The following is an 11928-nucleotide window of genomic DNA, read 5'->3' as shown; positions in this document are numbered from 1 at the left end:
ACTGGAGCTGCGGCTGGTCAACCGCATTCGCGAGCAGACTCACTCCTACAATGGTTCGGGTGTTTTGTAGCAACTGGAAACACTCAGTTGATGTAGCAGCGGGAAAACAGGTCAAAATGCGTTCTTGCTGACCTTCACCGAGTCGAGAGCCCATTCCCATGCGAAGCCAACTGCGTCTGCTCGCCCTGAGCGCCCTGTTCATCTCCTCCCTGGCGCAAGCCGCCGAACTGATCCCGATCGAAGTGCACCGCGATGCCAATTGCGGCTGCTGCAAAAAGTGGATCAGCCATCTCGAAGCCAATGGCTTCAAAGTCGAAGACCACGTCGAAAGCGACATGAGCAGCTTTAAACAGCAGCACGGCGTACCACCGCGTCTGGCGTCCTGCCACACGGCGATCATCAATGGCAAATTCGTTGAAGGCCATGTGCCGGCCGATCAGGTGCTTGCGTTGAGCAAGCGCGACGATCTGCTGGGTGTGGCTGCACCGGGCATGCCAATGGGCTCACCGGGCATGGAAATGGACGGCATGAGCGACGCGTATCAGGTCATCGGCCTGAAGAAGGACGGCGCTGATGTGGTAGTGGCGGACTACCCGGCCCGTTGATGGGGGCAGCCTACTTCGGCCTGTTCTTTGCTGCGTTTGGCGCGGCGACATTGTTGCCGTTGCAGTCCGAGGCGCTGCTGGTCGGCCTGATCGTCAGCGAGCGTTACTGGCTGTGGGGTTTGCTCGCGGTAGCGACGCTGGGCAACGTGCTCGGTTCGCTGGTCAACTGGTGGCTGGGCCGTGGCATCGAACGGTTTCAGGATCGACGCTGGTTCCCAGTCAGTCCGCGGCATATGGCCAAGGCGCGCAAGCACTACGAGCGCTATGGGCATTGGTCGCTGCTGCTCAGTTGGCTGCCGGTGATCGGCGATCCGCTGACCTTGATTGCCGGCGTCATGCGCGAACCGCTCGGGCGCTTTCTGTTGATCGTCACCCTGGCCAAAGGCGCGCGCTATGGCGTGCTGGCCTTGCTGACACTGGGCTGGCTCGGTTGAACCAACCCTTCCTGTGATTGCCTTTGTTTAACGTCGGCGTAATCCCGACCTTCCAGAGTCGGCCAATTTTCAAGGAGTTAGTGCTTATGTCCGTCACGCTTTCCCGCTGGCTGCCCGGCCTCGTCCTCAGCGCTGCCCTGCCATTAATGGCGCAAGCGGCCACTGAAACCGCCCCCGCCGAAGGGCCTGCCTACGGCCCGGAGCTGCAGGGTTTCCAATATCCCTACACGCTTAAACACTTCGCCTTCGAATCCCAGGGTCAGAAGCTGCAAATGGGTTACATGGACGTCGCCGCCAATGGCAAGGCCAACGGCCGCACCGTGGTGCTGATGCACGGCAAGAATTTCTGCGCGGCGACCTGGGACAGTTCGATCAAGGCCTTGAGCGATGCCGGCTACCGCGTGATTGCGCCGGATCAGATCGGCTTCTGCACCTCCAGCAAACCTGCGCACTATCAATACAGCTTCCAGCAACTGGCGACCAACACCCAGCAATTGCTCAAGGCGTTGGGCATTCAGAAAGCCACCCTGCTCGGCCACTCCACCGGCGGCATGCTCGCTACCCGTTATGCGCTGCTGTTCCCTGAGCAGGTTGATCAACTGGCAATGGTCAACCCGATCGGTCTGGAAGACTGGAAAGCCCTCGGCGTTCCGTATCGCACCGTCGATCAGTGGTATCAGCGTGAGTTGAAGGTCACGGCCAAGGGCATTCGCGACTATGAGCGCACCACCTATTACGATGGCCGCTGGAAGCCCGAATTCGATCGCTGGGTCGACATGCTCGCCGGTCTGAGCAAAGGTCCGGGCAAGACCCAGGTCGCGTGGAACTCGGCGCTGATCTACGACATGATCTTCACCCAGCCGGTGTACTACGAGTTCAAGGACCTGAAGATGCCGACCCTGTTGCTGATCGGCACCTCCGACACCACCGCCATCGGCAAGGACCTCGCACCGCCGGAAGTGAAAGCGAAAATCGGCCACTACGAGGTGCTCGGCAAACAGGTCGCCAAGCTGATTCCGCAGTCGACGCTGATTGAATTCCCGGGCATGGGTCATGCGCCGCAAATGGAAGAACCGGAAAAATTCCATCAGGCGCTGCTCGGCTGGCTGGGCAAGACTCCTTCCGCTCCATGATGAGGTAAGCCGATGACGGTGCAGATTGCAGTGATCGATGACTGGCAGGACGTGGCCCGCGACGTGGTCGACTGGTCCGTGCTGGAGAGCATCGGTGAAGTGACCTTTGTGCATGATTACCCGGCCGACAACGCGACACTGGCCGAGCGCCTCGGCCAGTACGAGGTGATCTGCGTCATGCGCGAACGCACGCGCTTCGACGCCGACTTGCTCGGGCGCTTGCCCAATCTGAAGTTGCTGGTCACCGGCGGCATGCGCAATGCCGCGCTGGACATGCCGGCCGCTGCAGCGCTGGGCATCAAGGTCTGCGGCACCGACAGCTATAAACACGCCGCGCCGGAACTGACCTGGGCGCTGATCATGGCGGCCACCCGTGATCTGGTGAAGGAAGCCAATGCCCTGCGCGCCGGCCAGTGGCAACAGGGCCTCGGCGGCGATCTGCATGGCAAGACCCTGGGAATCCTGGGTTTGGGCAGCATCGGCCAGCGGGTCGCACAGTTCGGCCAGGTGTTCGGCATGCGGGTGATTGCCTGGAGCGAGAACCTCACCGCCGAACGCGCGGAACAGGTCGGCGTGACGTATGTCAGCAAGCAGCAATTGTTCGAGCAGGCCGACGTGCTGTCGGTGCATCTGGTGCTCAGCGAGCGCAGTCGCGGTCTGGTCGATGCCCAGGCGCTGGAGTGGATGAAACCGGGCGCGCTGCTGGTCAACACCGCTCGCGGGCCGATCGTCGATGAAGCGGCGTTGATCAAGGCGCTACAGAAACGGCGCATTGCCGGGGCGGCGCTGGACGTGTTCGAGCAAGAGCCTTTGCCGGCCCTGCACCCGTTTCGCACGCTGGACAACGTGCTCGCCACGCCGCATGTGGGCTATGTCAGTCGGCAGAATTACGAACAGTTCTTCCGGCAGATGATCGAGGATATTCAGGGTTGGGCAGCTGGGGAGCAGGTGCGTCTGTTGAATTGATTCCATCACTTTAAAGTTGAGTTGCTGCAACAGGCCTGCTCGCGAAGAGGTCATCTCAGATACCACTCTGAAAAACGCTTGCACCACAACGGTGCAACCCGCCCATCCTCTAGCACAAAACCGTGACTGCCCAGTCACCGTTTTGGCCCACTCCGACCGAAAAACATGCCCTTCGTCGGAGCGTTTCCGCTCCTGAACCCTCGCTTACATCCCGACACAACCGATTGTCGAACAATTTACCCATTTGCCCCGACCCGCTCTAGGATCTGGCCTAGACTGATTTTTCAGTGGCCAAACCACTCGGTCATACCGACGAAAAAAAGTCGAAACTTTTGCTTCACGCCACAGGTCATCAGAACAACTGGGCGAAAGCGACTGGTGTAATCCTTGCAACGGCCTCACCACCCATTCTGCTTGCGCGTGTTGGGTCAGCATTTGCTCACCGATGCGTGGCGCCTTTGCGCCCGGCCACAGGACTTGGCCACGAAACAGCTTGTTCGAGACAAGAATCAGATCACACACGGGAGATACATATGATCAGTGCGGCATTGGATATTCAGGGAGAGCGTGCTCACCAGTCGCTTGGAGAATCGAGCACCATCAGTGTTCCCGGCAGCCGACAGATCAACGTACCCGGCACCAAGACGCTTGCTCCGGTAGCAAGCCAGAATCCCAACAAGAAAAAAGTGTTGTTTGTGACTTCGGAAATCGCCGATCTGGTCAAGACCGGCGGCCTCGGTGACGTCTCCGCCGCCCTGCCCCGGGCCATGGCCCATCTGCATGATGTGCGGGTGCTGATCCCAGGTTATCCGCAGGTGGTGCACAGCGAAAACCCGATTCACATCATCGGCGAGCTGGGTGGCCACGCCGCGCTGCCACCTTGCAAGATCGGGCGCATGGACATGCCCGATGGTCTGGTGATCTACGTGTTGATCTGCCCTGAACTCTACGAGCGTGAAGGTGGCCCTTACGGCGCCAACAACGGTCGCGACTGGCCGGACAACCATATCCGTTTCGCCCGTCTCGGCCTGGCCGCTGCCGATATCGCCGCCAATCTTGCGCAAATTCACTGGCGCCCGGATCTGGTGCACGCCCATGACTGGCCGGCTGGCCTCGCGCCCGCTTACATGCACTGGCGCGGGCAGCGCACGCCGACCCTGTTCACCATTCACAACCTTGCCTACCAGGGCGTGACGAGCCTTGGTTCCTGCCCGGAGCTGGGGATTCCCACCCATGCCCTGCAACAGGAAGGCATGGAGTTCTACGGCAAGATGTCGTTCCTCAAGGCCGGCATGGCCTATTCGAGCCATATCACTACGGTCAGCGCGACGTATGCGCAGGAAATCACCACGCCTGATTTCGGTTGCGGCCTCGACGGCTTCCTTGCTTCCAAGACCCAGCAAGGCCTGCTCAGCGGTATCCCGAACGGCATCGACGAGAGCTGGGATTCGGCGACCGACCCGCACCTGTTTGCCCCGTTCGCCATCGGCGACTGGGAAGGTAAAGCGGTCAATGCCGCCCATGTCCGTGAGCTGTTCGGCCTGAATGACTCTACCGGCCCACTGTTCGCCGTGGTTTCGCGCCTGGTCTATCAGAAAGGTCTCGACCTCACCGAAGCGGTGTCCGAGTACATCGTGCAGAACGGTGGTCAGATCGCGATCATTGGTCGCGGCGAGCCGGAAGAAGAGCAAGCCATGCGTGAACTGGCCCTGCGCTTTCCTGGCCAGATCGGCGTGCGCATCGGCTTCAACGAAACCGATGCCCGACGCATGTTCGCCGGCAGCGATTTCCTCTTGATGCCTTCGCGTTACGAGCCTTGCGGCTTGAGCCAGATGTACGCCCAGCGTTTCGGCTCGCTGCCGGTCGCGCGCAACACCGGTGGTCTGGCCGACACCATTGAAAACGGCGTCACCGGTTTCCTCTTCGATGAGTCCACCGTTGATAGCTACAAGGAAGCCCTGAGCCGCGCGTTCAAGGTCTTCGCCTTCCCGGAACTGCTCAATGCCATGCGCTGCCGCGCCATGGCTGCACCGTTCAACTGGAGCAAAGCGGTTGAACCGTACGCCGAACTTTACGAACAACTGGTCGCCAAGGCGTTGGGTAAAGCCAGCCACAAATAACCAGGGAGTTGCAGAAAATGCCGTCAAGGACCCAAGAAACCTGGCCCCACGGCGCGATCATGCTGGATGCCGAGCACACGCAATTTGCGTTGTGGGCGCCTGACGCGTTCTACGTCAGTGTGGAACTGGAAGATGGAAAATCGTTGCCCATGCTGCCTCAGGGCGACGGTTGGTTTGTAATCAAGGCCAATTGCCCGGCGGGCAGTCGCTACCGTTACTGCATCGATGGCGAACTGGAGGTGCCGGACCCGGCCTCCAGAGCGCAGGATGGTGACCTCGACCGCCACAGTGTGGTGGTCGATCCCCATGCCTACCAATGGCGGCACACGACCTGGAATGGTCGGCCGTGGAGTGAAGCGGTGATTTACGAGCTGCACGTCGGTGCGCTCGGTGGATTTGCCGAAGTTGAACAGCATCTGGCGCGCTTGGTGGCGCTGGGCATTACCGCCATCGAACTGATGCCGCTGGCGCAATTTCCCGGTGATCGCAACTGGGGCTACGACGGGGTGCTGCCCTATGCACCGCAAGCCTCCTACGGCACACCGGAACAACTCAAACACCTGATTGACACCGCCCACGGCCATGGCCTGGCGGTGATTCTCGACGTCGTCTACAACCACTTCGGCCCCGATGGCAACTACCTGCATCGTTACGCCAAAGGTTTTTTCCGCGAGGACAAGCACACGCCCTGGGGCGCCGCGATCGATTTCCGCCGTCCGGAAGTGCGCGAGTTCTTCATTGAAAACGCGCTGATGTGGCTGCTTGAATACCGTTTCGACGGCCTGCGTCTGGATGCGGTGCACGCGATTGAAGATCCCGACTTTCTCAGCGATCTGGCCCGACGCATTCGCCAGCAGATCGACCCGACCCGGCACGTCTGGCTGACCGTCGAGAACGAGCTGAACCAGTCGAGCCTGCTGGAAAACGATTACGACGCGCAATGGAACGATGACGGTCATAACGCCCTGCACGTGCTGCTGACCGGCGAAACCGACGCCTATTACGCCGACTATGCTGCGCAGCCCACCGAGCAACTGGTGCGCTGCCTGAGTCAGGGCTTCGTGTTTCAGGGCCACATCACTCGCCATGGCGAACCTCGCGGCGAGCCGAGCGAACATCTGCCCTCCACTGCTTTCGTGCTGTTCCTGCAGAACCATGACCAGATCGGCAACCGTGCCTTTGGCGAACGCCTGCATCAGCTCGCCGACCCGCGTGCGGTACAAGCGGCGACGGTGTTGTTGCTGCTGTCGCCGATGATTCCGCTGATGTTCATGGGCGACGAGTTTGCCGCCGAGCAACCGTTCCTGTTTTTCACCAGTCACCACGGTGAACTGGCGGAACTGGTGCGTGAAGGTCGGCGCAACGAGTTCGCCGCATTCAGTGCCTTTACCGATCCGCACAAGCGCGAACAGATCCCCGATCCGAATGCCGAAAGCACCTTCCACGCTTCGCAGCCGCGATTGTCCGGCAGCGGCACGCCATTGCAACAGCAGACCCAAGAGCTCTATCGGCAACTGCTCAAGTTGCGGCACCAATACATCATTCCCAACCTCTCCGGGACCCAGGCTTTGGGCGCGCAGATGCTCGGCTATGGCGCGGTCAGCGCGCGCTGGCGACTGGGCAACGGCAGTGAGCTGCGAATTGACCTGAACCTCAGTGACACGCCAGTGGTCAACCCTGCACAGACCGATACCGAGTGGCTGTTTCAACAGCCAGCCGCGATCGAACTGTCGGACCCGAACCAACTGCCGGCGTACACCGCGCTCGTCAGCCTCACGGCCGCACCCGTTATGCACCCCCTGGATGGAGAGCGCCTATGAGCGATGCGCAACTGGAAATACTCGCCAGTCGAGCCGGCCTTGCCGTCGACTGGATCGACGCCAACGGGCGTCAGCAAAAAGTCGCTCCTGCTGTGTTGCGCAATGTCCTGATCGGACTCGGCCACCCCGCCAGCACCGCGCAAGAAATCGATGCCAGCCTGCTGGAATTGCAAGAAGTCCAGCAAGACCGCCATTTGCCGCCCCTGCTGACCTGCGACGTGGGCATTGCCCTCGACCTGAGTCGCTATTTCTCACCGGAAACCCCCTGCGAAATCCATCTTGAAGACGGCTCGCAGATGAACCTGAAGCTGGACAACGAAGCCATGTTGCCCGGCTTGATTCCGGTCGGTTACCAGCAAGTGCATATCGCCGATCAGTATTTCACGCTCGCCGTGGCGCCTGAACGCTGCTTCAGCGTCGCCGATGCGGTCGATAGCCCGATCCCGCGGGCCTGGGGTCTGAGCGCCCAGTTGTATTCGCTGCGCCGTCCGGGTGACGGTGGTTTTGGCGACACCCAGGCGCTGGAGGAACTGGTTCGTGTAGCGGGCGAACGCGGCGCCGATGCGCTGGCAATCAGTCCGATGCACGCGATGTTCAGCGCCGACAATGGCCGCTATAGCCCTTATTCGCCGTCCAGTCGTTTATTTCTAAATTCACTGTATGCCGCGCCGGGGAGCATTCTCGGCGAACGCGCGTTGCGTGATGCAATTGATGCCAGTGGCCTGGCTGCGCAGTTCGAGCAGCTGGAAAATCTCAAGCTGATCGACTGGCCGACCGCTGCCGAAGCCAAGCAGAAGCTGCTGCAAGCCTTATATGACGGTTTCGTCGCTGGTGAGCATCCGCTGCACGCCGACTTCGCCAGTTTCCGCCATGCCGGTGGCGAAGCGCTGGAAAACCATTGCCGCTTCGAAGCGATTCAGGAAATGCGCGCCGCCCGTGGCGAAAGCCTCGACTGGCGCCAATGGCCAGAGCACTGGCACGACCCACGCGGCGCGGCGCTGGGCGCGTTTGCCGAGGAATATGCCGAGCGCATCGGTTATTTCGCCTTCTGCCAATGGCTGATCCATCGCTGCCTCGAACGCGCCCAAACTGCTGCGCGCAGTGCCGGCATGGGCATCGGTCTGATCGCCGACCTCGCGGTCGGTGCTGATGGCGCTGGCAGTCAGGCCTGGAGTTTTCAGGATGAATTGCTCGCCTCGCTGACCGTGGGCGCGCCGCCGGACATCCTCAATCGCAGCGGCCAGGGTTGGGGCATTTCCGCGTTCTCGCCGGAAGGGCTGATCCGCAACGGTTTCCGCGCCTTCATCGACATGCTGCGCGCCAACTTCGCCCACGCCGGAGGCCTGCGCATCGACCATGTCATGGGCCTGCAACGCCTGTGGGTGATTCCCAACGGCGCCGCCCCGGCCGATGGCGCCTATCTGTATTACCCGTTCGACGACATGTTGCGCCTGCTGACCCTGGAATCCCATCGGCACCAGGCCATCGTGCTCGGCGAAGACCTCGGCACCGTGCCGGAAGGCCTGCGGGAAAAACTTGCCGCGCGGTCAATCCTGGGCATGCGCGTGCTGTTGTTCGAACAGGACAACACCCGCTTCAAACCGATTCTCGACTGGCCGGATGATGCCCTGGCGACCACCAGCACCCATGACCTGCCGACACTCAATGGTTGGTGGCATGGTCGTGACATCGACTGGAATGCACGCCTCGGTCTGGTCGATGCCAACGGCGAAATCGACTGGCGTCGGCATCGCGAGCGTGAACGCGAAGGCCTGCGCGATGCGCTGCGTCAGGATCCGCAGAACTTCCGCGAAGAGTCCCACGAAGCCGATCAAGTGGTCGATGCCAGTGTGCGTTTCCTCGGCCACACCCGCGCGCCGCTGGTCCTGCTGCCGCTGGAAGATGCCTTGGGTATCGATGAACAGCCGAATCTGCCTGGCACCACCGATTCACATCCGAACTGGTCGCGACGTTTGCCCGGTCCCAGCGAAGCGTTGCTGGACGGCCCCGATGCCGCCCGCCGCCTGGAACTGCTGGCCTGCGCGCGCCTTCAAGCCTCTGAGCGTGACCAATGAATCAACAGCAAATCCAGCCGCTGCGCGCCACCTTGCGCCTGCAATTTCATAAAGGTTTTACCCTCGAACAAGCGGTGCCATTGGTGCCGTACTTTGCCCGCCTCGGCATCAGCCATATCTATGCCTCGCCATTGCTGGCGGCGCGCGCCGGTTCCATGCATGGCTACGACGTGGTCGACCCGACCCAGGTCAATCCGGAACTGGGCGGCGAGCCGGCGTTGCGCCGACTGGTCAGCACCCTGCGTGAACACAACATGGGCCTGATCCTCGACATCGTTTCCAACCACATGGCCGTGGGCGGCAATGACAACCCGTGGTGGCTCGACTTGCTGGAATGGGGACGCCTGAGTCCGTACGGCGAATTCTTCGACATTCAGTGGCACTCGCCGGACCCGTTGATGGAAGGCCAGTTGCTGCTGCCGTTCCTTGGCAGTGATTACGGCGTGGCGTTGCAGGAAGGCACGCTGAAGCTGAAATTCAACGCGCAGACCGGGACTTTCTACGTCGAGCATTACGACCACCACTTCCCGATCTGCCCGAACAACTATGGCGAGCTGCTCAAGTCCGACGACACGCTGAAGTCTCTGGCAGATCGCTTCAGCACACTCAGCTACCAGACCGACGCACATTCGCTGGCGATGCCGCTCAAGCAGGAGCTGCGCGAGCTGGCCAGCGATCCGCGTATTCTGGCGACTATCGAAGGCAACCTCGCACAGTACGATTCCACCACCGAGGAAGGCTTTCACAAGCTCCACGAACTGCTGGAACGGCAAAGCTATCGCCTGGCCAGTTGGCGCACGGCGGCGGACGACATCAACTGGCGGCGCTTCTTCGACATCAACGAGCTTGGCGGCCTGCGCGTCGAGCGCCCGGCGGTGTTCGAAGCGACCCACGGCAAAATTTTCCAATTGGTCGAAGAAGGTCTGGTCGACGGCTTGCGCATCGACCACATCGACGGCCTCGCCGACCCGCGTGGCTACTGCCGCAAATTGCGCCGTCGCCTGGATCACTTGGCGCCGGGACGTCATCTGCCGATCTATGTCGAGAAGATCCTCGGCGAGGGCGAAACCCTGCGCCGCGACTGGAGCGTCGATGGCACCACCGGCTACGAGTTCATGAATCAGCTGTCGCTGCTGCAACACGACCCGGACGGCGAACACGTGCTCGGCGAACTCTGGCAGCGCCGCACTGAGCGCCCGGCTGCGTTCATGGAAGAAGCGCAACTGGCCCGTCAGCAGATCCTCAACGGCTCGCTGGCCAGCGACTTCGAAAGTGTCGCGCAGGCCCTGCATCAAGTCGCGCGGGATGACTTGATGACCCGCGACCTGACCCTGGGCGCGATTCGCCGCGTGCTGCATGCGCTGATCGTGCACTTCCCGGTTTATCGCACTTACATCAGCGCCATGGGCCGGTCCGAGCAGGACGAAGCGATTTTCCAGCACGCCATGGACGGTGCGCGGCAAACCCTCAGCGAAGCCGACTGGCCAGTGCTCGACTCGGTCGCCAGCTGGCTAGGCGGCACGCCTTGGCGCCGCAAGCCACGGGGGCGCTCGCGCAAGATCCTCAAGCATGCCTGCGTGCGTTTCCAGCAACTGACCTCGCCGGCGGCGGCCAAAGCCGTGGAAGATACCGCGCTGTATCGCTCGGCGGTGCTGCTGTCGCGCAATGATGTCGGTTACAACACCGAGCAGTTCAGCGCGCCGGTCAGCGAGTTCCACGAAGTCAATCAACAGCGCATGGCCGAGTTTCCTGACAACCTGCTCGCGACTGCCACCCATGACCACAAGCGCGGCGAAGACACCCGTGCCCGGCTGGCCGTGCTCAGCGAACGCAGCCATTGGTACGCCGATCAGGTCGAACTGTGGCGCGCCCTCGCCCGCCCGGTGCGCATCGAAGATGACGCGCCTTCCGCTGGCGACGAACTGATCCTCTATCAGGCATTGCTCGGCAGTTGGCCGCTGGACCTGCAGGACGATGACCAGGCCGGTTTCGCCGATTACGCCAAGCGCATCTGGCAGTGGCAACAGAAAGCCCTGCGCGAAGCCAAGCTGCAAAGCAGCTGGAGCGCGCCGAACGAAGCTTATGAAAACGCAGCACAGGCGTTCACGGAAAAGCTGCTGACCGGTGAAGAAGGCGAGTTGCTGCGTGCGGCGCTGAGCAAGACCGTCAACAGCATCGCCGCTGCCGGCGCGCTCAACGGGCTGGCGCAAACCTTGCTGCGCATGACCGTGCCGGGTGTGCCGGATCTGTACCAGGGCAACGAGTACTGGGACTTCAGTCTGGTCGACCCGGACAACCGCCGGCCGGTGGATTACGCCGCCCGCGAGCAAGCGTTGCAGGCATCTGTTCCGGGTACCGAACTGCTCAAGGACTGGCGTGACGGGCGCATCAAACAGGCGCTGATCAGTGAGGTGTTGAACCTGCGCAAGGAACACAGCGAGCTGTTCCGTCGTGGCGATTACCAGCCATTGGAAGTACTGGGCAGTCAGGCGCACAACGTCTTGGCATTCGCGCGTGAACACGACGGCGTGCGGGCCATCGTGGTAGTGCCGGTGCGTTGCGCGACGTTGCTGGAAAACAGTGCCATGCCGCAGGTCGATGCGCTGCGCTGGGGCGATACGCGGGTGGTTTTACCGTCTGCCGCTTCGGATGCAAACCTGAAGGGACTTTTTGCCAGCAGCGTAGTCACACAAAACAGGGAGCTGAATGTCAGCGAAGCGCTGGGGGATGTCCCGGTCAATCTCTTTATCCAACACTTAACACAAGCATGAGTTC

At 61.4% G+C, this 11928-nt stretch carries 8 protein-coding genes; all 8 read left to right on the top strand.

Annotated features, from left to right (window positions below; genetic code table 11):
- The first annotated feature begins 158 nt into the window (after positions 1 to 158).
- The 8 genes from D8U60_RS25030 (at position 159) to D8U60_RS24995 (ending at position 11924) form a co-directional block, all read left to right on the top strand.
- A complete protein-coding gene (locus D8U60_RS25030) occupies positions 159 to 605 on the top strand; it encodes a DUF411 domain-containing protein (RefSeq protein WP_041480975.1) in 447 nt (148 codons plus the stop codon).
- Positions 605 to 1039 (top strand): YqaA family protein, encoded by a 435-nt coding sequence (locus D8U60_RS25025; protein ID WP_041480976.1) that lies wholly within the window; start codon positions 605 to 607, stop codon positions 1037 to 1039. Before D8U60_RS25030 ends, D8U60_RS25025 begins: the two co-directional genes overlap by 1 nt.
- Positions 1040 to 1125: 86 nt before the next feature.
- Positions 1126 to 2172, top strand: coding sequence for an alpha/beta hydrolase (locus D8U60_RS25020; protein ID WP_130901184.1), 1047 nt, complete (start codon positions 1126 to 1128; stop codon positions 2170 to 2172).
- A gap of 12 nt (positions 2173 to 2184) precedes the next feature.
- Positions 2185 to 3138, top strand: a complete 954-nt coding sequence (locus D8U60_RS25015; RefSeq protein ID WP_130901183.1) for a D-2-hydroxyacid dehydrogenase family protein — start codon at positions 2185 to 2187, stop codon at positions 3136 to 3138.
- A gap of 533 nt (positions 3139 to 3671) precedes the next feature.
- A complete protein-coding gene (glgA, locus tag D8U60_RS25010; protein ID WP_130901182.1) occupies positions 3672 to 5258 on the top strand; it encodes a glycogen synthase GlgA in 1587 nt (528 codons plus the stop codon).
- 17 nt (positions 5259 to 5275) lie between these two features.
- On the top strand, positions 5276 to 7078 hold the full coding sequence (treZ, locus tag D8U60_RS25005) for a malto-oligosyltrehalose trehalohydrolase (RefSeq protein WP_122612248.1): 1803 nt from the start codon (positions 5276 to 5278) through the stop codon (positions 7076 to 7078).
- Positions 7075 to 9153, top strand: a complete 2079-nt coding sequence (gene malQ / locus D8U60_RS25000) for a 4-alpha-glucanotransferase (protein WP_130901181.1) — start codon at positions 7075 to 7077, stop codon at positions 9151 to 9153. The genes treZ and malQ overlap by 4 nt, the downstream gene beginning before the upstream one ends.
- On the top strand, positions 9150 to 11924 hold the full coding sequence (locus D8U60_RS24995; RefSeq protein ID WP_130901180.1) for a malto-oligosyltrehalose synthase: 2775 nt from the start codon (positions 9150 to 9152) through the stop codon (positions 11922 to 11924). The genes malQ and D8U60_RS24995 overlap by 4 nt, the downstream gene beginning before the upstream one ends.
- Positions 11925 to 11928 lie beyond the last annotated feature (4 nt).

Source organism: Pseudomonas sp. Sample_11 (assembly GCF_004307505.1).
In the GTDB taxonomy this organism is placed as follows: Bacteria; Pseudomonadota; Gammaproteobacteria; order Pseudomonadales; family Pseudomonadaceae; genus Aquipseudomonas; species Aquipseudomonas atacamensis.
This window is presented reverse-complemented; position numbering and strand designations above follow the sequence as displayed.

What these genes read in the sequence shown, in the direction of transcription:
- D8U60_RS25030 (WP_041480975.1), top strand. Translation starts at nt 159, where the DNA reads ATGCGAAGCCAACTGCGTCTGCTCGCCCTGAGCGCCCTGTTCATCTCC.
- D8U60_RS25025 (WP_041480976.1), top strand. Translation starts at nt 605, where the DNA reads ATGGGGGCAGCCTACTTCGGCCTGTTCTTTGCTGCGTTTGGCGCGGCG.
- D8U60_RS25020 (WP_130901184.1), top strand. Translation starts at nt 1,126, where the DNA reads ATGTCCGTCACGCTTTCCCGCTGGCTGCCCGGCCTCGTCCTCAGCGCT.
- D8U60_RS25015 (WP_130901183.1), top strand. Translation starts at nt 2,185, where the DNA reads ATGACGGTGCAGATTGCAGTGATCGATGACTGGCAGGACGTGGCCCGC.
- glgA (WP_130901182.1), top strand. Translation starts at nt 3,672, where the DNA reads ATGATCAGTGCGGCATTGGATATTCAGGGAGAGCGTGCTCACCAGTCG.
- treZ (WP_122612248.1), top strand. Translation starts at nt 5,276, where the DNA reads ATGCCGTCAAGGACCCAAGAAACCTGGCCCCACGGCGCGATCATGCTG.
- malQ (WP_130901181.1), top strand. Translation starts at nt 7,075, where the DNA reads ATGAGCGATGCGCAACTGGAAATACTCGCCAGTCGAGCCGGCCTTGCC.
- D8U60_RS24995 (WP_130901180.1), top strand. Translation starts at nt 9,150, where the DNA reads ATGAATCAACAGCAAATCCAGCCGCTGCGCGCCACCTTGCGCCTGCAA.